Source organism: Streptomyces flavidovirens DSM 40150 (assembly GCF_000429085.1).
Classification (GTDB): domain Bacteria; phylum Actinomycetota; class Actinomycetes; order Streptomycetales; family Streptomycetaceae; genus Streptomyces; species Streptomyces flavidovirens.
The window spans coordinates 364,986-389,030 of sequence record NZ_AUBE01000003.1; the positions used below are offsets into that span (position 1 = coordinate 364,986).

The following is a 24,045-nucleotide window of genomic DNA, read 5'->3' on the forward strand; positions in this document are numbered from 1 at the left end:
TCAGCCTCCCTGGACTGCGGTGAGGACTTCGATGCGGTCGCCGTCGCCGAGCGCGGTGGAATCCCACTGCCCGCGCGGTACGACGGTTTCGTTGAGGGCGGCGGCGACTCCCGAAGGGGCCCGCGTGAGGGTCGCGACGAGTGCGCCCAGCGTCGTACCGGGGACGACCTCGCGGGTCTCGCCGTTCACGGAGATGGTCATACGGGCTGCTCCTGCGGTACGGAGACGGGAGAGGTGGGGGAGGTGTGGGAAGCGGGGGAGATGGAGGAAGCGGGAGAGGTGGGGGAAGCGGGAGGCGACGGAGGGGCCGGCGCGAAACGCAGCGGGCTGAACGGACGCGCCTCTTCCGGCAGCTCCCCACCGGCCAGCACGTCAGCCATCGCATCGCCCGTGACCGGCGTGAGCAGCACCCCGTTGCGGTAGTGCCCAGTGGCCAGATGAAGCCCCGGCAGCGCGGTCAGCCCGAGCAGCGGCGCGTTGTCGGGGGAGCCGGGGCGCAGCCCCGCGCGGGTCTCCGTCAGCGGCAGCTCGGTGATGCCGGGTACCAGCTCGTGCGCGTCGCGCAGCAGCTCGTACACGCCGCCGGCCGTGACCGTCGTGTCCCAGCCGAGCTCCTCGCTGGTCGCGCCGACGACCAGCTCACCGTTCTCGCGCGGCACCAGATACACGTGGCTGCCCCGCACCACCGCACGCACCGTCCGGCTCAGGAACGGCGCGTACGCGGGCGGCACGGCCAGCCGCAGCACCTGGCCCTTCACCGGCCGTACCGGCGGCAGCACCTCTTCCGGTACGCCGCCGAGCCTGCCACTGAGACTCCCGGCCGCCAGCACCACCTGGCCTGCCGCGAGCTCCGTCCCGTCCGCCAGTACGGCCCCGCAGGCCCGTCCCCGTACCACTGAGAGCCGCTCGGCCCAGCCGCGGTGCCAGACCACCCCAGCCCGCTCGCAGGCCGTCAGCAGGGCAGCGGCCAGCCGCCTCGGGTCGACCTGGTGGTCCCCGTCCACGCGCAGGCCCCCGCGCACGCCCGGCGCGAGCATCGGCTCCAGGCGGCGGCATTCGCGCCCCGTGAGCCACTCCGACTCCAGGCCGGAGCGGCGCTGGAGGGCGTGGAGTTCGCGCAGGTGTGCGCGGTCGTCCGTGTCGAGCGCGACGGCGAGTGTGCCGCAGGCGCGGTAGCCGGTGTCCTGCCCGCTCGCCGCTTCCAGCTCGGCGACGAACGCCGGGTACCGCTCGGCGGACGCGAGATTGAGGCCGAGCAGCGTCTGCTCGCCGTAGTGCAGCTCGGTGACGGCGGCGAGCATTCCGGCCGCGACCCGCGCTGCCCCGCCGCCCGGCTCCGGATCGGCGACAGCGACGCGCAGCCCCCGCTGCGCGGCCCGCCAGGCCGTGACCAGGCCGATGATTCCGCCCCCGACAACGAGGACGTCTGATGTACGCGACATGGGCGTCCAGCCCCTCCCTTCGCCGGCATGACCCGGATCAGGTTCGTACGGTCGGAGGCCGCCCAGCCTCCCTCTCAGCCCGGTACGCCCGGACTCCCGCGAGTTGTATGTCCTGCCGGCAGCCCGGTGATCTTTCCCCGGACGCCAGCAGTACGGTGGCCACCCTAACGCCCGGCCCCAACGCGCTGTAAGGGAGCAATCGCTGTGGCCCGCTCGCTCGACGGACTCGTCCTCTCCCCGGTCGCCGACCAGGCACCCGGTCAGGTGGGGACCCGTACCCGGTTCACCTATCACGAGGACGACGGCCGGATCTGGGCCGAGTACGCGGGCGGCGACGTCGTACGCGGCCACCTCGTCGGCACGCGCGAGGGCGACGCGCTCGACTTCCGTTACGTCCAGCTCAAGCACGACGGCACCACCTCGTCGGGCCACTGCACGTCCACCGTCGTCGGCCTCCCCGACGGGCGCGTGCGACTGGAGGAGACGTGGGCGTGGGAGTCCCAGGAAGGCAGTGGGACGAGCGTCGTCGAGGAGCTGCCGGCGGCGTCCCTGTGACGGTGTGTCAGAGATCTCCCCTTCGTGGCCTTGAGAGCGGCGGGACGTGCCGTCCTACAGTGACCGGGTGAGTGACCAGAGGCAGGCAGAGCGGCGCGTCGTCATCGTCGGCGCGGGAATGGCCGGCGTGCAGACCGCCGTGGCCCTGCGCGAGCAGGGCTGGACCGGCTCCGTCACGCTGATCGGCGCCGAGCCGCATCAGCCGTACGACAGGCCGCCCCTGTCCAAGGCGGTGCTGCTCGGCACGGCCGAGGGGTCGGCCTTCGACGTCGATTTCGAGGCGCTCGGCATCGAACTCCACCTGGGGCGCGAAGTAACGGGCGTGCGCCCCGGGGCGCACGAAATCGACACCCCCTCGGGCCCTGTTCCGTACGACGTGCTGGTCGTCGCCACCGGAGCGCTGCCCATCACGCTGCCCGGCAGCGAGGACGTTCAGGGAGTCCATCTCCTGCGCACCCTCGACGACGCGGCCCGGCTGCGGCCGGTGCTCGACCGGAAGCACGACATCGTGGTCGTCGGGGCCGGCTGGATCGGGGCGGAGTTCGCCACGGCCGCCCGCGAGGCGGGGTGCGCGGTGACCGTCGTCGAGGCGGCGGACCGGCCACTCGCGGGCACCATGCCCGCCGAAGTCGCCGCCCCCATGGCCGCCTGGTACGCCGAAAGCGGCGCCGAACTGCTCACCGGCGCGCGCGTCGCGCGGATCGAGCCCGGCACCGTCGTCCTCGCCGACGGACGGCGGCTCGCGGCCGGCGCGGTGGTCGTCGGCATCGGCGCCAGGCCCGCGACGGCCTGGCTCGCCGGCTCCGGCATCGCCCTCGGCCCCGACGGCTCCGTCACCGCCGACTCCCGCCTGCGCACCTCCCAGCCCGACGTGTACGCCGTCGGGGACTGCGCCTCCTTCCCCTCCGCCCGCTACGGCGAACGCCTGCTCGTCCACCACTGGGACAACGCGCTCCAGGGGCCGCGCGCGGTCGCGGCGAACATCATCGGCGAGACACCGCAGGACTACGACCCGGTCCCGTACTTCTGGTCCGAGCAGTTCGGCCGCTTCGTGCAGTACGCGGGCCACCACACCGGCGCGGCCACGACGGTGTGGCGCGGGGACCCGGTCGGCGCCGCCTGGTCGGTGTGCTGGCTGAGCAGCGAGGGGAGGCTCGTCGCGCTGCTCACCGTGGCCAGGCCGCGCGACCTCGCGCAGGGCCGCAGGCTCATCGCGTCGGGTGCCCGGCTGGACCCCGAACGGGCCGCCGATCCGTCCGTACCGCTCAAGTCGGCCACCCTTTAGGCGGTCACCGGGACCCGGACGGCAGGCCCCGACTACCGGCTGTCAGTCCAAGATGGCACGCTTGTCCCGTGACCGAGATTGACGCAAAGATCGATGCTCTCGTCCCCGCCTGGCTCAACCTCCCCGACATCGCGGAAAAGCTCGATGTCGAGGTGACGCGCGTCCGGCAGCTGGTCAAGGAAGGCCAGCTGATCGCCGTACGCCGCGGAGAGAACAGGGTGCTTCAGGTGCCTGCCGCCTTCATCGACGGCGACAAGGTGGTCAAGGGTCTCGCAGGGACCCTGACGCTCCTGAGGGACGACGGCTTCTCCGACGAAGAGATGCTCGAGTGGCTCTTCACTCCCGACCCGACCCTGCCGGGGACCCCCGCGCAGGCGTTGAGTGAGAATCGCGGCACGGAGGTGAAGCGGCGCGCCCAGGCGCTGGCCGTCTGACCTCTGCCGACACAACCGCACGCGGTGTGCGGGCCGTCACCGGCCCGTACACCGCCCACCAACGGGGGGACACCGCCATGCCCACGTCCGCGTCCACGTCCACGCACGCGTCCACGGACGGCGCCGCCGCGCGCGAGCGGCTCGCCGACGCCCGGCTGTACCTGTGCACGGACGCGCGCAAGCGACAGGGCGACCTCCCCGAGTTCCTGGACGCCGTCCTGTCCTCCGGCGTGGACATCGTGCAGCTGCGCGACAAGGGCATGGAGGCCGGCGAGGAGCTGGAGCACCTCCGGGTCTTCGACGACGCCTGCCGCAGGCACGGCAAGCTGCTCGCCGTGAACGACCGCGCCGACGTGGCCCACGCCATCGGTGCGGGCGTGCTGCACCTGGGACAGGGCGACCTGCCCGTCCCGGCCGCACGGGTGATCCTCGGCGCCGGCATCCTCGTCGGCCGCTCCACGCACGGCGAGTCCGAGGTCGACGCCGCCGTGGCCGAGCCCGGCGTGGACTACTTCTGCACGGGGCCCTGCTGGCCCACCCCCACCAAGCCCGGCCGGTACGCCCCGGGCCTCGGCCTCGTCCGGTACGCCGCCGGGCTGCGCCAGGACCGGCCGTGGTTCGCGATCGGCGGCATCGACGCGGGCAATCTCGACGAGGTGCTGGACGCGGGCGCCCGCAGGGTCGTGGTCGTCCGCGCGATCACCGAGGCCGACGACCCGGCCGCCGCCGCGGCGGCGCTGGCGAAGCGGGTCAGGGCGTACGCCGGATAAGCGTCAACGACCGTCCATGGATTGTCCGATGGGTGGACAATAACCCGGCAATATGGACAAATAACCCGCTTCTGTGGGGGTCCTCGCTGAGCCCTGGTTAATCTGCGGTTATGGCCCTTGGCACCGCTTCGACCAGGACGGATCACGCACTCACCGTGCGTGATCTGCTCGCGACCGGCAAAACCTCGTACTCGTTCGAGTTCTTCGCGCCCAGGACCGAAAAGGGTGAGCGGAACCTCTGGAACGCGCTGCGCCGGGTCGAGGCAGTGGCCCCCAGCTTCGTCTCCGTGACGTACGGGGCAGGTGGATCCACCCGGGCCGGCACGGTCGGGGCCACCGAGCAGATCGCCTCCGACTCCACGCTCACCCCCGTCGCGCACCTCACGGCCGTGGACCACTCCGTCGCCGAACTGCGCAACATGATCGGCCAGTACGCGGACGCCGGGATCCGGAACATCCTCGCAGTGCGCGGAGACCCGCCCGGCGACCCGATGGGCGAGTGGGTGGAGCACCCGGAGGGTGTGCGGTACGCCGCAGACCTGGTCCGGCTCATCAAGGAGTCCGGCGATTTCTGCGTGGGCGTCGCGGCCTTCCCCGAGATGCACCCGCGCTCGACCGACTGGGACACCGACATCGGGCACTTCGTGGACAAGTGCCGCGCCGGGGCCGACTACGCGATCACCCAGATGTTCTTCGAGCCGGAGAACTACCTGCGGCTGCGCGACCGGGTCGCGGCCGCCGGCTGTGAGACGCCGATCATTCCCGAAGTGATGCCGGTGACGGGTGTCAAGCAGCTCGCCAGGCTGCCCCAGCTCAGCAACGCGCACTTCCCGCCCGCCGTTAAAGAGCGGATCCTCGCCGTCAAGGACGATCCGGCGGCTGTACGCTCCATTGGCATCGAGTTCGCCACGGAGTTCTGCGCGAGGCTGCTCTCCGAGGGAGTACCCGGATTGCACTTCATTACGCTCAACAACTCCACGGCGACGCTTGAGATCTACGAGAATCTCGGACTGCACGAGCAGTCCTGACCGGCCGTACCCGCCACCCTTCGCGGCGGCGGCCGTAGGAGAGGGGCGGGCATGGGCTGGGCGGTCCTCTACATCGCGTTCGGAGTTGTCGCACTGTGGCTGCTCGGTGAAGTGCTGTTGCAGTACAAGGCGCGGCTGAGGTGGCGGCTGCTGGCCTTCGCCGGCTTCATGGGTGTGGTCCTCGGTGTGCTCATGCCGTCCGTGATCGTGATCGCGGGCGGCGCTGTCGCCTTCGCGGTCGGCCAGACGTACGTCACGCTGTCGTTCCGCCGCGGCTTCTCGACCGGCTGGGCGATCGGCGGCAAGCCGGGCGAGAGCCGCCGCCGCAAGCGCGGTGCGCGGCCCGTCGGGCAGGAGCCCACGCTGGAGGTGTCGGACCTCGAGTACGAGCCGGTGGCCCCACCGGAGCCGGTGTTCGCGGCGACGCAGCCGCTGCCGGACGAGACCGGGCAGTACGGCGTGTACGACGTGGCGGCGTACGCGGCCGGTCAGCAGCAGCCCCAGAGTGACGCGTTCGGCGCCGGCTACGACACGTACGACACCTATTCCGGCTACGACCAGCAGCCGAACCAGGAGACGTACACCGGCCAGTACGACTACTCGCCCGGCCAGCAGCAGTACGCCGCCTACTCGGACCCGTACATCGGCACCCAGCAGTACGGCACCCAGCAATACGGCACGCAGGAGTACGGGACGCAGGAGTACGGCGGCCAGCCGTACGGCACGCAGGAGTACGGCGGTCAGGACTACGGAGCCCAGCAGTACGGCAACGAGACACCGCCCGGCGGTGTGTGGGTGCCGCAGCAGCGCGACGGCGAGCAGCAGCCCTTCGGAACCGAGCAGCAGCCCCAGGAGCCGTACCAGAACGGCTACGACACCACCGGCTACAACGAGCAGTACCGCTACTGAACCTGACCTGACGGTCCCGTAGCCCTCCAGTCCCAGCCCTGCCCTGGCCCTGCAGCGCCCCCTACTGCGAGCCCCGGAAGCCCTCTCCCTCGACTACGAGCCCCGCGACGAGAGCGCCCGACATCCCGGCGTGCGCCAGGCCGCCGCCCGGATGCGCCCAGCCTCCGGCCAGCAGGAGGCCGGGCAGCCGCGTGCTGTTGCCCGGGTGCAGCAGACGGCCTCCGGCCCCCGCCAGCGAGGGAGCCGGCACGGAACCCCCCGGTGCGCCGGTCGCCTCCGCCGTGTCGGCCGGGGTGCGGACCTCGCGCCACAGCAGGCGCTCCCGCAGGTCCGGCACGGCCGCGAGGGCGGCCCCGACCACCTTGTCGGCGTACCGCGCGACCAGCGCTTCGTCCGTCCAGTCGACGGGCCCCTGCGGGGCGACGGCCGTCGTGAGCGTGACGGCCTCGTGCGCGTCGTCCGGGCGGGTCAGCGGGTCGTCGGGCCGCAGCACCGTGACGGTGGGGCGCTCGGCGTGCTCGCCGGCGAAAGCCGCCGACGCCTCCGCGCCGGCGTCGGGGGAGTGGACCACCGTCCGGTGCGCGGTGCCGTCCTGGCGGCCGCCGCGCAGCGCGAGGAACACGGTGAGCCGGCTCGGGGGCACAGGTCCCGGAACGACGTCGCCCGAGGCCCACACCTCGCGCCCGGGTGTCATGCCGCCGAGCAGCCGGGGGTCGCCCCCGAAGACCACCGAGTCCGCTTCGGCGACCGTGCCGTCGGCCAGTTCCACGCCCGCCGCGCGGCCGTCCTTCTCCGTGACCGCGACGACCTCGGCGCCGAAGGCGAACTCGACCTTCCGGGCCAGGCACCGTTCGTACAGTGCCCGCGCCAGCTCCCGCATCCCGCCGCGCACGTACCAACTGCCGAAAGTCTGCTCCATGTACGGCAGGACGGCGGCGGCCGCGGGTGCGGTGCGCGGATCGAGTCCGTACGCCAGGGCGTAACTGTCCAGCAGGGCGGCCAGCCGGGGGTCCGCCAGCTCCCACGCGCCGATCTCCGCGACCGTGGCCGCCCGGCGGTCGCGGCGCAGCATCCTGCGCCGGGGCACCGAGGGGTACGGGTCACGGCCGAGCACCCGCCAGTCCGGGAGCAGCGGTTCTTCGAGCAGCGGCCGTCTGGTCCGGTCCCACGCGTCGCGGGCCCGGTTCAGGAATTCGCCCCAGCGCTCACCGGCCCCGGCGCCGAGTGCCGCGTCCAGCGCGGAAACGACTCCGGCGCGCGACGCGTTGGGCAGGGAGATATCCGTACCGTCGTCGAAGAGATGGCGGCTCGCCGGGTCCACCGGGGTGAGCCCGACGCACTGCTCAAAGGATTCCTTGCCGGTCTTGGCGAACAGGTCCCGGTACACGGCGGGCAGGTGCAGCAGGCCCGGCCCCGTGTCGAAGACGAAGCCGTCCCGCTCGAACCTGCCCAGCGCGCCGCCGTACGTCGCCGCGCGCTCGTACACCGCCACGCGGTGGCCCGCGACGGCCAGCCGGGCGGCGGACGCCATCGCGCCCATCCCGGAGCCGATCACCACAATCCGTGCCATGCCAGGGACTTTAGCGGCCGCCACTGACAGCCCGGCCGCGGCAGGGGAGTACGGGCGCGGACGCGCTCGTCACCAGTCCCGTCCGGTGCGGCTGGGGGCGCGCACACAGGCGTGAGTATCCGTACCTAGTACCGGAGATGAGTAGCTGCGCGGATGGGCTCTCACCTGCGCAGACGGCAGAGTGGGGACCACGGAAGGGGCGCGGCGCCCGCACCGCCGACACGGGGCGGCGGAGCGGCGCGGCTCCCCTGCCGCAGCGGGGGTGTTACGGGGGTCGGGGGACCCGCGGGGGCCCACGGGGGGAGCACAGAAAGACGCCGGTCCGGCGGGGCTCGGGGGGATCGAGCCTCGCCGGACCGGCGTTTTCGCTGTGCGCGCGTTTCCCTAGCGGCGGCCGCTCACCCGGCCGTGCAGCAGCAGAGACAGCGCGGAGTGCACGTCGTCGATCGTCCGCTCCCGCTGGAACGCCTGCCAGTCGAGCGCCGCCACCAGCACCATGCCGACCAGGGCCGCCGCCGTCAGCGGAATGTCGATCTCCTTGCTGAGCTCGCCGTTCTCGACGCCCTCGCGCAGCACCGTCTCGACGACGGCGACAGCCTCCTGCCGTACCACCAGGAGCGTCGACTGCCAGGCCCTGTTGGTGCGCCACAGTTCCGCGACGTAGAGCTGGGTGAAGGCCGGATAGCGGTCGATGAAACCGAGGCCGGCCCTGATCATCGCGTCGAGGGCCTCCACCTTGGTGCCTTCGCGCTCAGCCGTCTCGTCGGCCGCGGCCTGAAGGGACGCGGTGAGCAGTCCGACTCCGTGCCGCAGCAGCTCTTCGAAGAGCTCGGTCTTGCTCTTGAAGTTGTAGTAGACCGTGCCCTTCGCGACCCCGGCGCGCTCGGCGATCTCGTCCACCGTCGTCGAGGAGAAACCCTGCTCCGCGATGAGAGTGACGGCCGCCTCGTAGAGCTTCTGCCGGGTGACCTGGCGGCGCGTGCTGCTGCTGTCCATGGACATGATTCTCACAGGCTGAGCTCCGGGTGCAGACGGTCGAGCGTCCAGACCTGCTTGCGCCGGGCGGAGACGGCCGTCAGCGCCAGCGCCCCCACGGTGAAGGCCAGGAGTACCGCGCTGCCCGTCCACACCGGCTCCAGGCCGCCGCCGGTGATGAGCCGGCGCAGGCCCTCCACGACGTAACTCATCGGCAGGAAGGGGTGGATGGCGTTGAAGAAGCCCGGACTGGTCTGGACGGGGTACGTGCCGCCCGCCGAGGTCAGCTGGAGCATCAGCAGGGCGAGGACCAGGATGCGGCCCGCGGCGCCGAAGCGTGCGTTCAGCCACTGCACGATCGCCGAGAAGCAGGCCGTCACCAGCACCAGGAAACCGACCGTTCCCGCGGCGCGTTCCATCCGCAGGCCGAGGCCCCAGTGCAGTACGGACATGAGCGCGGCCACTTGCAGCACCCCGAGCGCCGCCACCGGCAGCCAGCCGGCGAGGGCGATCCGCCAGGCCGAGGCCCCGGCCGCGAGGGCGCGGCGGTTGAGCGGCTGGATGAGCATGTACGCCACCATCGCGCCGACCCACAGGGACAGCGGGATGAAGTACGGGGCGAAACCGGTGCCGTAGTTGGGCGCCTTGTGCATCGACTGGGAGGCGAGCTGGACCGGGTCGGCCATCACCTGGGTGCGCTCGTCGCGGTTCTCCTTGTCGTAGTCCGGGATCCGGCCGACGCCCTTGTGCAGGCCGCTGGCGAGTTCGCCGGAGCCGTCGGCGAGCTTGATCAGGCCGCCGTTCAGCTCTCCGGCGCCCGACTGCAGCCTGCCCAGGCCGTTGTCGAGGTCGGTGGCGCCGGTGTTGAGCCTGCCGATGCCGCTGTCGAGGCTGACGGCACCGGCCTTCGCGGAGCCCAGGCCGGTACTGATCCTGGCGGCTCCCCGCGCGACGTTCCCGGCGCCGCTGTTGAGCGCGTTGACCTGGCTGACGGCGGCGTCGAGGTCTTCGTCCAGGTGGGGAGCGCGCGCCGACAGCTTGCGCGCCTCCTCCTGGAGCTTGGCCAGGTCCCTGTCGAGCCGGTTAAGGTCACCGCGCTGGTCCTTGACGAGATTGTTGACGTCCGCGGCGATGAGAGCGGCGTCCGCAGCGGCCTTGTCGGCCTTCTTCAGCTGCGGGCAGGCGGGGTCGTCGAGCGGCTGGTTCACACAGCGCGCCTGGTAGACGCTGTGCAGCTCGTCGGCGGCGACGCGCGAACCCTCGGCGGCGACGGGCGCGGCCTTCACGAGCGTGCCGAGGTCGTCACGGACGATCCGGGTGCTGTCGGCGACGAGCTTCGCCGTGTCCCCGATCGTCTTGCCGTTGTCCTTGAGGTACGGGCTGACCGATCCGGCGAGGCCGTTGACCTTGTCGGCGAGCCGCTGTGTGCCGTCCGCGACCTTCTGCGCGCCGGTCTTCAGCTCACCCGACTTCGTGTGCAGCGTCTTCAGGCCGCCGGACAGTTCGCCGCTGCCCTTCTTCGCTTTCCTCAGCCCGTCGGCGAGTTCCTTCGAGCCGGTCTTGGCCTTGTTGAGGCCCCCCTTGAGGTCGCTGGAGCCCTTCTTCGCCTTTCCGATCCCGCCGTTGATGTCGTCGGCGCCCTTGGCCGCCTTCTGCGTGGAGTCATGGATGTCGGAGAAGGAGATGAAGATCTTGTCGAGGAACGAACGGGAGGCGTCCTTCGAAGCTGCCGTCCGCACCTCGGAGAAGACCGTTCGTGAGATCTGTCCGACGATGTAGTTGTTGGCGTCGTTCGTACGCACCTGGAGGGCGCTGGTCTCGGGAGCGTCTCCCGAGCTGGACGCGATCCGCTCGCTGAAGTCCTCCGGCATGGTCAGGGACAGGTAGTACGCGCCGTCCTCGACACCCCTGCGGGCCTCGTCGGCACTCACCTCGTGCCACTCGAAGACCTTGCTGTCGAGCAGCTTCCCGGTGATCTCGTCACCGGCGGCGATCTTCTTGCCGCCGGCGGTGGCGCCCTTGTCGTCGTTGACGAGTGCGACGGGTATCCGGTCGAGCCTGCTGTACGGGTCCCAGAAGGAGCACAGGTACAGCGCCCCGTACAGCAGCGGGAGCAGCAGCAGCGCCACGAGCGCGGCGCGCGGCAGCCTCCCCCTGCCGAACCGCTTCAGCTCAAGCGCGGCCAGCTTCGGCGATCGCATCGTCCGCCCCCTCTTCGGTGATCTCGGTGTCGGTGTCGCTGCCGGTCTCGGTGCCGGTGGTTCCGTCGGCTCCGGTAGTGATCCGCAGCGCGTCGTCCGGCGCTTCGCTGCACACCGCGACGACGGTTGTCCCCGCTCGCGCGACGCGGCGCAGCAGTTCCCAGGCGAGTACGCGTTCGGCGTCGGAGAGCTTGAGGTCCAGGTCGTCCACGGCGAGCAGCCGGGGGTTGCCCATGAGAGCCAGTCCGACGGACAGGCGAAGCGCCTCAAGCCGTTCCAGATCCCGTACGGACGTACGCGCCCCCTTGGGCAGCGTGTCCAGGTCCAGGCCGACGGCGTCGAGCGCGGTGTCGATCCTGGCCCGTGCTTCGGCCGCGCGCTCGGCACGGGGCCGAAGCAGCGCGCGCAGCGAGCCGTCGAAGCGGCGCTGCAGGAGCGCGCGCTCCCGCAGGTGCTCGGCGACCGTGAAGGCCGGGTCGAGCTCATTGACGCCGGTGACGGGTCCGAGTGCGCTCATGGCGCGTACGGCGGACATCTTCTTCGGCAGGCGCAGGCCGCCGACCTCCGCGTGGCCCTCGGTGGCGCGCATGCGGCCGGTGAGGGCGAGCAGGAGACAGGTCCGCCCGGAGCCGGACGGACCCTCGACCGCGATGAGCGTGCCGGGCTCCGCCGCGACGCTCACGCCGCGAAACGCCCACCCGCGCGGGCCCTTCAGTCCGAAACCTTCCGCGGTAACAGCGGCCCCGTGCGTACTGCTCGGGCTGTCCACGAGCCCTCCCCTTTTTAAACTGACCAGTCAGTGCAAAAGCTATCCCGAACCTGCGATCGAAGCAAAAGTCCAGGTCAGGGCGATTGTCAGTGGTGTCCTTCACGATGGACACATACGGCTACGGAGCCGTCACGCGACGAAGGAGGTTCGTCATGGCTCGTACGTCCTCAGACGTCCACCCGGTGCTGCGCAGGGCGGGTGCGCCGCCCGCAGCCCTCGACCTGCTCGCCCAGGCCCGCAGCGGCCTTGATGAGGCCGCGGACCTCGAAGTGCCGAACGAGCGGTACGCCACGGCCCACCTCGCCGCCCTGCGGACCGCCGCCGCCGTCCTCGCGGCCCGGGGCCGGCCGGAGACCACCGCGTCCCGCCGCCGGCGGATCCGCAGCGCCTGGGAGGTCCTCCCGGAGATCGCGCCGGAACTGACCGAGTGGAGCGCCCTGTTCGCCTCAGGCGCCCGCCGCCGGGCGCTCGCCGAGGCAGGCATACAGGGAGCGGCGAGCATCCGGGACGCCGACGACCTGCTGCGCGACGCCGCGATGTTCCTGCGCCTGGTCGAGCGGCTGCTCGTACTCGATCCGGTGCTGCCCCAGCCCCGGAACGCGCGTACGGACCGCACGGACGCGGGATGACAGGACCGGTTCGCGGAGGCAATAGGGTGGGAAGGGCGTTCATCGCCCGCACCGTTCACCGCCCCGCCGTCCGCGGCGGCACCGCGCCGAGGAGTCAACTGCCGTGTCGGACCCGATGCGCCCCCGCGCCTCCCTCCGTACCGCCGTGGTCTGGGAGGTCCTGAAGGACGCTCTAGACCGCAAGGTCAAGGCGGCAGGGAGCGACGCCCTGGACGTTCTCGACACCGGCGGTGGCACGGGCAACTTCGCGGTGCCCGTCGCCCGTCTCGGCCACCGCGTCACCGTCGTCGACCCCAGCCCCAACGCGCTGTTCGCGCTGGAGCGCCGGGCCGCCGAGGCAGGCGTCGCCGACCGTGTGCGCGGCGTGCAGGGCGACATCCACGGCCTCTTCGACGTGGTCGAGCGCGGCGGCTACGACGCGGTGCTGTGCCACGGCGTCCTCGAGTACGTCGACGACCCGGCCGAGGGGGTGCGCAACGCCGTTGACGCCCTGCGCCCCTCCGGCACCCTCAGCCTGCTCGCCGCGGGCCTCGGCGGCGCGGTCCTGGCCAGGGCCCTGGCCGGGCACTTCACCGAGGCCCGGCAGGCCCTCACCGACCCGGCGGGCCGCTGGGGCGAGGGTGACCCGGTGCCGCGGCGCTTCACCGCCGATCAGCTCACCGAGCTCGTCGGCAAGGCCGGCGTCGAGGTCGGTGCCGTGCACGGCGTACGGGTCTTCGCCGACCTCGTACCCGGCGCCCTGGTGGACACCGAGCCGGGCGCCCTGGACGCCCTGCTCAGGCTGGAGGCCGCGGCGGCCGAGCTGCCCGCCTTCCACTCCGTCGCGACCCAGCTGCACGTCCTGGGCGAGAAGCAGGAGCCCGGCGAGCGCTGAGGAACCCCGTCCCACGGGGCGCGAAATGCGGCTGATCAGCAACGCAGTGGCACATGGAGTCCGCCACAGGCCCCCCGATCGGCCGCCTTGCCCCGTATGATCGGAGCACACCGTGCGCATGGCGGATCGGCCAATGGGGAATGCACACCTCAGGCAACCGAGACGGCATGGCGGCCCGGATTGTGAATTGGCGTAGAGGGCGGGTTTCACGGGGGCGATTCCCTGCCTATTCTGAAAGGGCCGCAAACGGTCGCCCCCCGCGACCGACGAGTAGGAGGACTCCCGTGCCGCTCTCGGAGCACGAGCAGCGAATGCTCGAGCAGATGGAGCGAGCGCTGTACGCCGAAGATCCCAAGTTCGCGACAGCGCTTGAGGGAAGCGGGCTGCGTACGTACACCCGGCGACGGGTTTACCAGGCAGTCGCAGGCTTTCTGGTGGGTATCGCGCTCCTCATGGCCGGAATGGTCGCACAGCAGATCTGGGTCAGCGTGGTGGGCTTCCTTGTGATGCTCGGCTGCGCGGTGCTCGCGGTCACCGGCTGGCGCAAGGCCCCGAAGCCGGGTGAGCAACCAGCTCCCGGTACCGGTACCGGCGGTGCGGCTGCTCGCAGCCGGCCCCGGCAGCGACGGTCGGTCATGGACCGTATCGAGCAGCGGTGGCAGCGCCGCCGCGACGAGGGCCAAGGACGCTGACACCGGCCGCGTTCGCTGACCGGACACCGGCCTGACCGGACACTGGCCTGACCGGACACTGGCCGATCGCATCCAACACTTGCTTACGAGTGAGGGGTGACCGCTTCCACGCGGTCACCCCTCACTTCGTTTCGTCCGTCAGCCACGCTGCCGGGACGGGCGGCGTCGCAGGGAGCCCGCCCACCGCTCCACATTCCAGCGGCTCGCACCCCACCGGTTCGTCACGGCGGCCCAGCGCGCCGACAGGGCCCAGACCACCCGGACAGCCGAGCGCGGTGCTACGACCGCCCGCAGACGCGCGCCCCGCCCCGCCGCGGACCGCAGTCCCGCCCGTACCAGCCGCGCCTCGTCGGCCAGGCTGCCCGAGACGGCCGGCCGCGGGGCGTAGAGCACCTGCTCCACGGCGCCCGCCGCCCGGTGCACCGCCTCGGCCGGCGCCCCTTCGAGTCCGCCGAGGCGCACGACCCGCGCGGCGGCCTTGCGCGGCGTCTGCGACTCGTCCGGCGCGATGCCGTAGTCCCACGCCGAGTCGGTGATCTCACGCCAGCCGGCGAGCGTACGGGCAGCCAGGTCCGCAGGCGTACGGCCCCCCGGCTCCGGCCGGCCGGTGAACGTGAGGGCCGCCCCGTCGCCCGGCGCGCGACCCCCGGAACCCTGCTGGGCGGCGAGCGCGAGGGCGGCCTGCCCCGTGGGCCCGAAGCCTCCGGAGCCCAGCCGCCGCGCACGGACCCGGATCCGCCAGAGCAGCGGCAGGAGAAGCAGCAGCACCACGAGCATCACGCCCAGCGTCACCCACAGCACCGTACCGAGCGGGAACCCCGTGTCGGTCGGCCCGGCCCCGCCCTGTTGCGCGGCGGCGCCGCACTCACCCTGCCTCCGCATCTGCGGCGGGCAGCTGTCCGTGGCACTGGGCGCCGCCGACGGTGCGTCCGACGTGCTCGGCCGCGCCTGCGCGGGGTCGGACGCGCTGTCGGACGGTGTCTCGTCGCGGGTGTAGTCCGGCACCGAGCCACGGGTCGGCGTGGGCTCGAACCGCGTCCACCCCACGCCCTCGAAATACAGCTCGGGCCAGGCGTGCGCGTCGCGCAGACCGACCGACATGGTGCCGTCGGGCTGCGCGGCGCCGGGCGTGAAGCCCACCGCCACCCGCGCCGGGATCCCGAGCGTCCTCGCCATCGCGGCCATCGAGAACGAGAAGTGGACGCAGAAGCCCTCCTTGTCCCTGAGGAAGCGGGTGATCGCCGCCGTACCGCTGCCCGACTGCACCTGCGTGTCGTACGTGAACCCGCCGTCCGAGGCGAACCAGTCCTGGAGCGCGACCGCCCGTTCGTAGTCGTTCGAGGCGTCCTTGGTGATCCGGCGCGCGGTCGACCCGACCACCTCGGGCAGCGAACCGGGAACCTTGGTGTACTCGCGCAGCAGACGGGCCGGTGGCGTGGTGGCCGCGGCCAGTTGCTCGGCGGTCGGCTGCACTATCAGGCTGCCGGCCGTGTAGCGCACACCCTGGGTGGTCTGGCCCCGGTCGCCGACAAGGGTGCGGCCGGCCGGTTCGTAACGCCAGCGGCCGCCGATGTCCACCTGCGTCGCCGGGTAGGGGAGCGGCAGATAGCTCTGCGCGTACCAGCCGGCGGCCGAGACGCTGGAGTTGATCTCGGTCGTACGGACACCCGGGCCGAGCCCCTGCGGGCGCGGCAGCCGGTTCGGTACGTCCTCGATCCGGCGCTCGGACGACTTCCAGGCGGCGCCGTCGAACTGGTCCAGCGCGACGATCCGCAGATAGAGATCCTCCGTGCTGTCCGTGTTCGTGCGGTACCGCAGCACCTCGCGGTCCTCGGGCTGGTTGAGGCTGTTCTGGAGCGACACCAGCGGATTGACCGCGGAAATGGTGCCTCCGCCCGAGCCGCCGCCGCCCCCGGTGCGGGTGCCGCTCAGCAGTCCGCCGTCCAGGGCGGGCAGCGAGGCGGGGACGACGAGGGCGATGCCCAGCGCGAGTACGCCGATGCGCCGGCCCGTACGGACGGGGGCCAGCGCCGAGCCGCCCGCCGTCTCGAACCCGGCGGCCGCCGTACGCCCACCGGCGCGTGGCGCTCCGCCGAAGACGCGGCCCCACTGGGAGATCCGGTCCCGGCCCTCGGCCAGCAGAAGCAGCAGGTAGCCGGAGGCCGCCAGCAGGAACCACAGCCAGCTCGCGCCGCCGGGCGAAAGGCCCGCCGCCACCGAGTAGAGCGCGAGCAGCGGCAGCCCGGCCGGGGCCGCGCTGCGGAACGTCACCGCGATCGCGTCCACGGCCAGGCCGATCAGCAGCACACCGCCGACCAGCATCAGCCTGATGCCCTCGGTCGCCGGCGCCGGGATGGCGTACCGCCCGACCTCCTCGGCTCCCGTCGTCAGCAACCGCGCGAACTCCCCGAACGCCTCGGGCCCCGGCAGCACCCCGCCGAGCGCCGACTCCCTGGCGAACACCATGGTCAGCATCACCAGCGCCACCAGGGCCTGGACCGCCACGGTCAGCGTCCGGGCCAGCGGCACCCGCCGGGCGAGCGCTCCCACCCCCGCCTGGACCGTCACCAGCAGTGCGGCCGTCAGGAACCAGGACGTCTTGCTGACCAGTGGCAGCAGGGCACCCGCCGCCATCAGCGTGGCCGCCGTGGCGCACAGCGCCAGCCGTCCGCGACCGCTCATGACCAACCCCCAGTCGTGCCTGCCGCGCCACCCGCGGGCGAGGCCCCCGAGCCGGTGCGCTGCCGTTCGGCCATCCGCCACAGGTCGGCGAGCGGCATGCCCGGCGGCACGGTCAGCACCGTCCATCCCGCCTCGCGCAGCGGCCTGACCCGTTCCTCGGCCGCGGCCGGCACACGCGCCATGAGGCCCGCCGCGTCCACGGCCCTTCCCTGCCCGGGCGCCTTCCCCAGCGTCCAGGTCTCGCTGTCCAGTACGAAGGCGACGGCGGCCCCGCCGCGTTGCCGCATACGCGCCGCCACGGCCGCCTGATCCTCGTCGAGGTCGCCGAAGAAGGCGACGAGGAGCCCTTCGTTGCCGCCGCGCAGCACGTCGTACGACGCGGAGAGCCCCGCGCCGTCCGAGTGCCCGACGACGGCGAGCGTGTCCATCATCAGTCCGGCGGAGTCGGCCGTCTCCCGGGTGGCCCCGGCGAAGCCGCCCGAGCCCTCACCGGGCACCGAGTTCCCGGTGTCCGTCAACAGCCGTACCGAGAAGCCCCGTTCGAGCATGTGCACCAGCGCGGAGGCCGCTCCCGACACCGCCCACTCGAAGGGCGAGTCGGGACCCGCCCCCTGGTACGCGACCCGCCGGGTGTCGAGCAGCACCGTGCACCTGGCGCGCTGCGGCTGCTCCTCGCGGCGCACCATCAGCTCGCCGTAGCGCGCGGTGGAGCGCCAGTGCACGCGGCGCAGGTCGTCGCCGTGCCGGTAGCCGCGCGGGATCACGTCGTCCTCGCCGGCCAGCGCGAGCGAGCGGTTGCGCCCGTCGCCGTACCCCGACGCCTCGCCGGTCATCCGCACGGCGGGCAGTGCCTCGACGCGCGGGATCACGGTCAGCGTGTCGTACGCGCTGAAGGAGCGGGTCAGCTCGCACATGCCGAAGGGGTCCGTCAGCCGCAGCTGGAGCGGGCCGAGCGGGTAGCGCCCGCGCAGATCCGAGCGGACCCGGTACGACACCTCGCGCCGGCCGCCCGCCTCCACCCGGTCCAGGACGAACCGGGGCCGCGGCCCCAGGACGTACGGCACCCGGTCCTGGAGCATCAGCAGGCCGGTGGGCAGCCGCGAGACGTTGTCCATCCGCAGGTGTACGCGCGCTTCCGAGCCCGTCGGCACGCGCGACGGCGTCATCCGCCTGCTGCCGGCGACCCGGTAGCGCGTCCGGTACAGCACGGCCACGCAGACCAGCGGCAGCACGGCGAGCAGCAGCCCGACCCGCAGCAGGTCGCCCTGCCCCAGGACGTACGCGCAGACCGCGGCGGCCACGCCCGCCGCCAGGAACGACCGGCCGCGGGTGGTCAGCCCCGACAGCGCGGCCCGCAGACCGCCTTTGTCGTCGTCACTGTCCCCGCCACCATCACCCGCGGCGCCCGCGGCGGGCCCCCCGGCCGCCATCACAGTCGCCGTACGCCGGGCTGCTGAGCGCCGTACACCGGGGCAGCGGCGGGCGGAGCCGTCCTGCGCTCCGCCGTCGGTACGGGGGTGCGCTGGAGGATGTCCAGTACGACCTGCTCGGAGGTACGCCGGTTCAGCTGGGCCTGGGCCGTCGGCAGCAGCCGGTGCGCGAGCACCGCCACGGCGAGCGCCTGTACGTCGTCGGGCAGTGCGTAGTCGCGTCCGCTCAGCGCGGCGGACGCCTTGGCAGCGCGCAGCAGATGCAGCGTGGCACGCGGCGAGGCGCCGAGCCGCAGGTCGGGGTGGCCGCGGGTGGCGGAGACCAGTTCCACGGCGTACCGCCGTACCGCGTCGGCCACATGCACGGTGCGGACCGCGTCGATCAGTTTCAGGATCTCGTGGGCGTGCGCCACCGGCTGGAGGTCGTCGAGCGGCGACGCCGCGCCGTGCACGTCCAGCATCTGGAGCTCGGCCTCGGCGCTCGGGTAGCCGATGGAGACCCGCGCCATGAAGCGGTCGCGCTGTGCCTCGGGCAGCGGGTACGTGCCCTCCATCTCCACCGGGTTCTGCGTGGCGACCACCATGAAGGGCGACGGCAGCTCGTACGTCTGCCCGTCGATCGTGACCTGACGCTCCTCCATCGACTCCAGGAGCGCGGACTGGGTCTTCGGCGAGGCGCGGTTGATCTCGTCACCGATCACGATCTGGGCGAAGATCGCTCCCGGCTTGAATTCGAAGTCGCGTCTCTGCTGGTCGTAGATGCTCACGCCGGTGATGTCCGAAGGCAGCAGGTCGGGCGTGAACTGAATACGCCGGACCGAGCAGTCGATGGATCTGGCGAGCGCCTTGGCGAGCATCGTCTTGCCGACGCCCGGCACGTCTTCGATCAGCAGGTGTCCCTCGGCGAGGAGCACGGTCAGCGAAAGCCGTACGACCTCCGGCTTGCCCTCGATCACACCCTCCACCGACCTGCGGACACGCTCCGCTGTGGTGGTCAGATCTGTGAGGCTCGCTCGATCGTCATAGGTCGTCACCCCGGCCCTCCTAGCCCGTTCAACGGGCCGACGCCACGACGACGCAGCGGCCCACCCCGAAACACGGACATCACGCGCGGACGGTCCGGCGCGATGTCACACCCGCATTGTTGTTGCCGTTACCGCTTCGTGTCACTTGCCTGTGGATAACGGGGAGGGTTATGTCGGGGGTTGCCGCGTTTTCATCCGCTCGGTCACCGCTATTCGGTACTACTTCGCGGGGTCGATCTCCCGCAGCAGGCCGGTGGCCACATCGAAGACAAAGCCGCGCACATCGTCGGTGTGCAGCATGAACGGCGAGGTCCGCACGCGCTGCATCGACTGGCGAACGTCCTGGTCGACGTCCCGGAAGGCCTCCACGGCCCAGGCGGGACGCTGCCCGACCTCTTCCTCCAGTTCGTGCCTGAAGTCCTCGGTGAGGCTCTCCATACCGCAACCCGTGTGGTGGATGAGTATGACGCTGCGGGTACCGAGTGCGCGCTGGCTGATGGTCAGCGAGCGGATCACGTCGTCGGTGACCACGCCGCCGGCGTTGCGGATGGTGTGGCAGTCGCCGAGTTCCAGGCCGAGCGCGGCGTGCGGGTCCAGGCGCGCGTCCATACAGGCGACCACGGCGACCTTCAGCGCGGGCCGAGCGTCCATCCCCGCGTTCTGGAAGCGTGCGGCGTACTCCTGGTTCGCCTCCACGAGGCGGTCGGTGACCGAGTCTCCGGTGCGCGCCGCGACGGGCTTGGCTTCGGTGGACTCGGCGGGAAGGTGCGCGAAAGTCGACATGCGTCAGACGTTAATGGCCACGGGCGGTTCGAGCCCGCCGTGAGATGGGACAAAGAGCGTCAACAAGGGTTGTTGTGAGGTAAACCACAGGGATTCGCAGCATCCTCCGTACGGGTGAAAACGAGGTCGCGCGGCGCGCTGGCCCGTTGATTGACCGGAAGGACGAGTCGACTAAAGTGACGCGAAGTGGGTGGCGTGACGCGTCCCTTACTGCTTTACGGACACATCACGCACATTCCGAATCACTCCCGCGTGCGCGGCGTACGTACGGCCCGGCCTCCACCTGCTCGCCGGTCGGCCGACGCCACTTCCCCGGCGCCGGCAGGCCGTCCCCTTTCGAGCGGGTGGGGACCAGGCCGTACGTACACGACCGCGCCGGTACCTGAGAGGGCGCATGAGCCAGACCCGACACGTCCCGGTGATGCTCCAGCGATGCCTGGACCTGTTGGCCCCGGCCCTCCAGAAGCCGGGTTCCGTGGTCGTCGACTGCACCCTCGGTCTCGGCGGACACAGCGAGGCCCTGCTCACCGCCTTCCCCGAGGCGCGGCTCATCGCGCTCGACCGGGACAAGGAGGCGCTGCGGCTCTCCGGCGAGCGGCTCGCCCGGTTCGGCGACCGGGCGACCCTGGTGCACGCGGTCTACGACGAGCTGCCCGACGTACTGGAACGGCTCTCCGTCCCCCGGGTCCAGGGCATCCTCTTCGACCTCGGCGTCTCCTCCATGCAGCTCGACGAGCGCGAGCGCGGTTTCGCGTACGCCCACGACGCCCCCCTCGACATGCGCATGGACCAGACGACGGGCGTCAGCGCCGCCGAGGTCCTCAACACGTACCCGCCGGGCGAGCTGGTGCGGATCCTGCGCCAGTACGGCGAGGAGAAGCAGGCCAAGAGGATCGTCTCCGCGATCGTGCGCGAGCGCGAGAAGGAGCCCTTCAGCAACAGCGCCCGGCTCGTCGAGCTGATCCGCGACGCGCTGCCGCAGGCCGCCAAGCGCACCGGCGGCAACCCCGCCAAGCGCACCTTCCAGGCGCTGCGCATCGAGGTCAACGGTGAGCTTTCCGTGCTGGAGCGGGCGATCCCGGCAGCGGTGAAGTCGCTCGCCGTGGACGGCCGGATCGCGGTCCTCTCGTACCACTCGCTCGAAGACCGCCTGGTCAAGCAGGTCTTCGCAGCGGGGGCCGCCAATACCGCGCCGCCCGGTCTGCCGGTCGTACCCGAGCAGTACCAGCCGAAACTGAAACTCCTGACGCGCGGCGCGGAACTGCCGACCGAGGAAGAGATCGCGGAGAACCGCCGCGCCGCCCCGGCGCGGCTGCGCGGGGCGCAGCGCATCCGGGTGGACGTGCTGTGACCAAGCCGGCCAAGCAGCTCAAGGGGCGGGCCGCGCGGTTGTCGCGGCTGATGCCGTCGGGTCCCCACCAGGCGGCCAGGACCCCCTTCGTGCTGCTGGTCGTGCTGCTGCTCGGCGGCGGTCTCATCACGCTCCTGCTGCTGAACTCCGCGCTCAACGAGGGCTCGTTCAAGCTGAGCGAAATCAAGAAGCGGACCACCGAGCTGACCGACAAGGAACAGGCGCTCCAGCAGGACGTGGACGACCGGTCCGCCCCCGGAGCGCTGGAGCGCAGGGCCCGCGAACTCGGCATGGTGCCCGGTGGCAGCCCCGCGTTCCTCGACCCCGACGGTACGGTCCGCGGCGTGCCCTCCCGGGCGTCGGCCGAGGCACTCACCCGCCGTGCCCCGCTCGGCCTCCCGGCCCCCGGCCCGCCCCCGGCGACGGTGCCCCTGGTCCCGTCGGTGCAGGCCCCACCGGCCGCCGCACCGGTCCCACCGGCCCCGCCGGCCCCCGCACCGGCCCCGCCCGCTTCCGCTCCGGCTCCCGCCGGCCCTCCCGCCCCCGCTTCCGGCCCGGTCCCGTAACCGTCCGCAGCCCGCAGCCCGCAGCCCGCAGCCCCCAGCCAGCCCGCAGCCCGTCCGTAGTCCGTCCGCGAAGCCGACCACGACCCCCGGCAGGTGACGCAGTGCCCCCCCAGGAACCACCGCGCCGTCGCGTCCCCGGCCCTGGGCGCCCGCACAGCGGCGGCCGTCCGAAGCCCGCCGGGCGGCCCAACGCACGCCCCCCGGTGGCACGCCCGCGCCCCGCGCCCAGGGCCGGACGCTCCCTGGTACTCGGCAGCCCCAGGCCCCGGCTGCGCCTGGTCGGTGTCGGGCTCACCCTGGTCATGCTGGCCTTCGTCGTACGGCTGCTCCAGGTCCAGGCCGTCGACGCGAGCGCGTACACCGCCAAGGCCGAGAAGAACCGGTACTCCAGCTCCACGCTGGCCGCCGAGCGCGGCGAGATCACCGACCGCAGCGGCATCGCGCTGGCCACCAGCGTCGACGCGCACGACATCACGGCCGACCCGTCGATGTTCACCGCCGAGTTCACCAAGGCCCCCGACGCCCCCGAGCAGGCCGCGGCGCTCCTCGCGCCGATCCTCCGCAAGGACGCGGACGACCTGGCGAAGAAGCTGAGCACGCCCAAGAGCAGGTACGCCGTCCTGGCCCGCCGCCAGACGCCGCAGATCTGGAATCAGATCAAGGACCTCAAGAGCGTCTTCGCCGAGAAGGCCAGGGCGGACAAGGCCAAGGGCGGCAAGGGCGTCAACGTCCTCGCCGGCGTCTTCCAGGAGGCCAGCAGCAAGCGCGTCTACCCCAACGGTGATCTCGCCGCCGGGATACTCGGTTACGTCAACGCCGAAGGCAAGGGCGCGGGCGGCCTGGAGACCCAGCTGAACGAGGAGCTGGCGGGCAAGGACGGCGAGATCAAGTACGCCCAGTCCGGCGGCCGCAGAGTCCCCACCGTCGGCGCCCGCGAGGTCCCCGCCGTGCCCGGCTCGGACATCGAGCTGACCATCGACCGCGACATCCAGTGGGCCGCCCAGGACGCCATCACCGAGCAGGTGAGGAAGTCCGGGGCGGACCGCGGCTACGTGATAGTCCAGGACACCCGCACCGGCGAGGTCCTCGCCATGGCCAACGCTCCCGGTTTCGACCCCAACGACCTCTCCGAGGCCGACGCCGCCGCCATGGGCAACGCCGCCCTCCAGGACGCGTACGAACCCGGCTCCACCGCCAAGGTCATGTCCATGGCGGCGGTGCTGGAGGAGAACGCGGCCGCGCCGGGCACCCATGTCGTCGTACCGAACCGGCTGCACCGCGGCGACCGGCTGTTCAAGGACGACATCGACCACCCCACCTGGTACCTGACGCTCAACGGCGTACTCGCCAAGTCCAGCAACATCGGCACCATCCTGGCGACCGAGCAGCTCGGCAAGACCCGGAAGGAGGCCAATCAGGTCCTCCACTCCTACCTGCGCAAGTTCGGCCTCGGCCGCCCCAGCGGGCTCGGCTACCCCGGCGAGACCTCCGGCATCCTCGCGGCGCCCAAGGACTGGAGCACCTCGCAGCAGTACACGATCCCGTTCGGCCAGGGCCTGTCGCTCAACGCCATGCAGGCGGCCTCCGTCTACTCGACGATCGCCAACGGCGGCGTACGGATCCAGCCAACCCTCGTACGCGGCACCAAGGGGCCCGACGGCCGCTTCACCCCGGCCCCCGCGCCCAGGAAGAACCGGGTGGTGAGTGAGAAGACCGCCAAGACGCTGGCCACCATGCTGGAGTCGGTCGTCGACGACGAGGAGGGTACGGGCACCAAGGCCCGCATCCCCGGCTACCGCGTCGGCGGAAAGACCGGCACGTCCAACCGGGTGGATCCGGCCACCGGACGCTACAAGGGTTACACCGCGTCCTTCGCGGGTTTCGCGCCCGCCGACAAGCCGCGGGTCACCGTCTACTGCGCCATCCAGAACCCGACCAGAGGCAGCTACTTCGGCGGCCAGATCTGCGGCCCCATCTACAAGCAGGTGATGGAGTTCGCACTGAAGACCCTCCAGGTCCCACCGACCGGCAGCAAGCCCGCCCGGCTGCCGGTGTCCTTCACACCCGGCGAGTGA

Annotated in this window: 22 protein-coding genes and 1 riboswitch; of the genes, 12 read left to right on the forward strand and 10 right to left on the reverse strand. The window is 72.0% G+C overall.

All coding sequences use genetic code 11. The features are described from left to right. Both thiS and thiO read right to left on the reverse strand, forming a co-directional pair. On the reverse strand, positions 1-201 hold the full coding sequence (gene thiS, locus G412_RS0106890; RefSeq protein WP_028811433.1) for a sulfur carrier protein ThiS: 201 nt from the start codon (positions 199-201) through the stop codon (positions 1-3). After that, positions 198-1,442 carry a glycine oxidase ThiO gene (thiO, locus tag G412_RS33550; protein WP_051338179.1) on the reverse strand — a complete coding sequence of 415 codons (1,245 nt, stop codon included), beginning with the start codon at positions 1,440-1,442 and terminating at the stop codon, positions 198-200. The genes thiS and thiO overlap by 4 nt, the downstream gene beginning before the upstream one ends. Next, positions 1,439-1,552: riboswitch (TPP riboswitch) on the reverse strand. Its footprint overlaps the gene before it by 4 nt. A gap of 94 nt (positions 1,553-1,646) precedes the next feature. Here thiO and G412_RS0106900 point away from each other — a divergent pair. The 6 genes from G412_RS0106900 (at position 1,647) to G412_RS0106925 (ending at position 6,423) form a co-directional block, all read left to right on the forward strand. Continuing rightward, the gene (locus tag G412_RS0106900) at positions 1,647-1,997 is read left to right on the forward strand and encodes an avidin-fold protein (protein WP_028811434.1); all 351 of its coding nucleotides are present in this window, start codon (positions 1,647-1,649) and stop codon (positions 1,995-1,997) included. A 67-nt stretch (positions 1,998-2,064) separates the two neighbouring features. Next, positions 2,065-3,282 (forward strand): NAD(P)/FAD-dependent oxidoreductase, encoded by a 1,218-nt coding sequence (locus G412_RS0106905; RefSeq protein ID WP_028811435.1) that lies wholly within the window; start codon positions 2,065-2,067, stop codon positions 3,280-3,282. A 68-nt stretch (positions 3,283-3,350) separates the two neighbouring features. Then, positions 3,351-3,716 carry an Rv2175c family DNA-binding protein gene (locus tag G412_RS0106910; RefSeq protein WP_028811436.1) on the forward strand — a complete coding sequence of 122 codons (366 nt, stop codon included), beginning with the start codon at positions 3,351-3,353 and terminating at the stop codon, positions 3,714-3,716. Positions 3,717-3,793: 77 nt separating this feature from the next. Beyond that, positions 3,794-4,486, forward strand: coding sequence for a thiamine phosphate synthase (gene thiE, locus G412_RS0106915; RefSeq protein WP_037647992.1), 693 nt, complete (start codon positions 3,794-3,796; stop codon positions 4,484-4,486). Positions 4,487-4,596: 110 nt separating this feature from the next. Next, on the forward strand, positions 4,597-5,514 hold the full coding sequence (gene metF / locus G412_RS0106920; protein ID WP_028811438.1) for a methylenetetrahydrofolate reductase [NAD(P)H]: 918 nt from the start codon (positions 4,597-4,599) through the stop codon (positions 5,512-5,514). 51 nt (positions 5,515-5,565) lie between these two features. Next, positions 5,566-6,423, forward strand: coding sequence for a hypothetical protein (locus tag G412_RS0106925; RefSeq protein WP_028811439.1), 858 nt, complete (start codon positions 5,566-5,568; stop codon positions 6,421-6,423). A 61-nt stretch (positions 6,424-6,484) separates the two neighbouring features. Here the strand turns inward: G412_RS0106925 and G412_RS0106930 are convergent, their stop codons facing one another. The 4 genes from G412_RS0106930 to G412_RS0106945 all read right to left on the reverse strand — a co-directional run bounded on the left by G412_RS0106930 (position 6,485) and on the right by G412_RS0106945 (position 11,938). Beyond that, a complete protein-coding gene (locus G412_RS0106930) occupies positions 6,485-7,993 on the reverse strand; it encodes a phytoene desaturase family protein (RefSeq protein ID WP_037647904.1) in 1,509 nt (502 codons plus the stop codon). 384 nt (positions 7,994-8,377) lie between these two features. Further along, positions 8,378-8,989, reverse strand: a complete 612-nt coding sequence (locus tag G412_RS0106935) for a TetR/AcrR family transcriptional regulator (RefSeq protein ID WP_028811441.1) — start codon at positions 8,987-8,989, stop codon at positions 8,378-8,380. A gap of 11 nt (positions 8,990-9,000) precedes the next feature. Continuing rightward, a complete protein-coding gene (locus tag G412_RS0106940; RefSeq protein ID WP_028811442.1) occupies positions 9,001-11,169 on the reverse strand; it encodes a YhgE/Pip family protein in 2,169 nt (722 codons plus the stop codon). After that, positions 11,141-11,938, reverse strand: coding sequence for an ATP-binding cassette domain-containing protein (locus tag G412_RS0106945; protein ID WP_028811443.1), 798 nt, complete (start codon positions 11,936-11,938; stop codon positions 11,141-11,143). Before G412_RS0106945 ends, G412_RS0106940 begins: the two co-directional genes overlap by 29 nt. 104 nt (positions 11,939-12,042) lie before the next feature. Here G412_RS0106945 and G412_RS0106950 point away from each other — a divergent pair, with 104 nt between their 5' ends. The 3 genes from G412_RS0106950 to G412_RS0106960 all read left to right on the forward strand — a co-directional run bounded on the left by G412_RS0106950 (position 12,043) and on the right by G412_RS0106960 (position 14,133). Further along, a complete protein-coding gene (locus G412_RS0106950) occupies positions 12,043-12,567 on the forward strand; it encodes an SAV_6107 family HEPN domain-containing protein (protein ID WP_028811444.1) in 525 nt (174 codons plus the stop codon). A 103-nt stretch (positions 12,568-12,670) separates the two neighbouring features. Next, positions 12,671-13,441 carry a class I SAM-dependent methyltransferase gene (locus G412_RS0106955; protein ID WP_028811445.1) on the forward strand — a complete coding sequence of 257 codons (771 nt, stop codon included), beginning with the start codon at positions 12,671-12,673 and terminating at the stop codon, positions 13,439-13,441. A 284-nt stretch (positions 13,442-13,725) separates the two neighbouring features. Then, positions 13,726-14,133: a DUF3040 domain-containing protein gene (locus G412_RS0106960; RefSeq protein ID WP_028811446.1), complete on the forward strand. Its 408-nt coding sequence runs from the start codon at positions 13,726-13,728 to the stop codon at positions 14,131-14,133. A gap of 138 nt (positions 14,134-14,271) precedes the next feature. Here the strand turns inward: G412_RS0106960 and G412_RS0106965 are convergent, their stop codons facing one another. The 4 genes from G412_RS0106965 to G412_RS0106980 form a co-directional block, all read right to left on the reverse strand. Continuing rightward, complete coding sequence (locus tag G412_RS0106965) at positions 14,272-16,815, reverse strand: transglutaminase TgpA family protein (RefSeq protein WP_028811447.1); 2,544 nt, start codon at positions 16,813-16,815, stop codon at positions 14,272-14,274. After that, positions 16,812-18,245, reverse strand: a complete 1,434-nt coding sequence (locus G412_RS0106970; protein ID WP_028811448.1) for a DUF58 domain-containing protein — start codon at positions 18,243-18,245, stop codon at positions 16,812-16,814. The genes G412_RS0106965 and G412_RS0106970 overlap by 4 nt, the downstream gene beginning before the upstream one ends. Further along, positions 18,245-19,279, reverse strand: coding sequence for an AAA family ATPase (locus G412_RS0106975; protein WP_028811449.1), 1,035 nt, complete (start codon positions 19,277-19,279; stop codon positions 18,245-18,247). Before G412_RS0106975 ends, G412_RS0106970 begins: the two co-directional genes overlap by 1 nt. A gap of 210 nt (positions 19,280-19,489) precedes the next feature. Next, entirely contained in the window at positions 19,490-20,053 is a 564-nt protein-coding gene (locus G412_RS0106980; protein ID WP_028811450.1) for a beta-class carbonic anhydrase, read from the reverse strand. A 394-nt stretch (positions 20,054-20,447) separates the two neighbouring features. Between G412_RS0106980 and rsmH the strand changes: the two genes are divergently transcribed. From rsmH to G412_RS0106995, 3 genes are all read left to right on the forward strand, one after another. Then, a complete protein-coding gene (rsmH, locus tag G412_RS0106985) occupies positions 20,448-21,404 on the forward strand; it encodes a 16S rRNA (cytosine(1402)-N(4))-methyltransferase RsmH (RefSeq protein WP_028811451.1) in 957 nt (318 codons plus the stop codon). Beyond that, on the forward strand, positions 21,401-21,970 hold the full coding sequence (gene ftsL, locus G412_RS33555; RefSeq protein ID WP_037647907.1) for a cell division protein FtsL: 570 nt from the start codon (positions 21,401-21,403) through the stop codon (positions 21,968-21,970). The genes rsmH and ftsL overlap by 4 nt, the downstream gene beginning before the upstream one ends. Before the next feature lie 101 nt (positions 21,971-22,071). Further along, positions 22,072-24,045: a peptidoglycan D,D-transpeptidase FtsI family protein gene (locus G412_RS0106995; RefSeq protein ID WP_028811452.1), complete on the forward strand. Its 1,974-nt coding sequence runs from the start codon at positions 22,072-22,074 to the stop codon at positions 24,043-24,045.

Bases quoted from the DNA above. Each gene is read 5' to 3' on its own strand.
- thiS (WP_028811433.1), bottom strand. From the start codon at position 201: ATGACCATCTCCGTGAACGGCGAGACCCGCGAGGTCGTCCCCGGTACG.
- thiO (WP_051338179.1), bottom strand. From the start codon at position 1,442: ATGTCGCGTACATCAGACGTCCTCGTTGTCGGGGGCGGAATCATCGGC.
- thiE (WP_037647992.1), top strand. From the start codon at position 3,794: ATGCCCACGTCCGCGTCCACGTCCACGCACGCGTCCACGGACGGCGCC.
- metF (WP_028811438.1), top strand. From the start codon at position 4,597: ATGGCCCTTGGCACCGCTTCGACCAGGACGGATCACGCACTCACCGTG.
- G412_RS0106925 (WP_028811439.1), top strand. From the start codon at position 5,566: ATGGGCTGGGCGGTCCTCTACATCGCGTTCGGAGTTGTCGCACTGTGG.
- G412_RS0106930 (WP_037647904.1), bottom strand. From the start codon at position 7,993: ATGGCACGGATTGTGGTGATCGGCTCCGGGATGGGCGCGATGGCGTCC.
- G412_RS0106935 (WP_028811441.1), bottom strand. From the start codon at position 8,989: ATGGACAGCAGCAGCACGCGCCGCCAGGTCACCCGGCAGAAGCTCTAC.
- G412_RS0106940 (WP_028811442.1), bottom strand. From the start codon at position 11,169: ATGCGATCGCCGAAGCTGGCCGCGCTTGAGCTGAAGCGGTTCGGCAGG.
- G412_RS0106950 (WP_028811444.1), top strand. From the start codon at position 12,043: ATGGACACATACGGCTACGGAGCCGTCACGCGACGAAGGAGGTTCGTC.
- G412_RS0106965 (WP_028811447.1), bottom strand. From the start codon at position 16,815: ATGAGCGGTCGCGGACGGCTGGCGCTGTGCGCCACGGCGGCCACGCTG.
- G412_RS0106970 (WP_028811448.1), bottom strand. From the start codon at position 18,245: ATGGCGGCCGGGGGGCCCGCCGCGGGCGCCGCGGGTGATGGTGGCGGG.
- G412_RS0106980 (WP_028811450.1), bottom strand. From the start codon at position 20,053: ATGTCGACTTTCGCGCACCTTCCCGCCGAGTCCACCGAAGCCAAGCCC.
- rsmH (WP_028811451.1), top strand. From the start codon at position 20,448: ATGAGCCAGACCCGACACGTCCCGGTGATGCTCCAGCGATGCCTGGAC.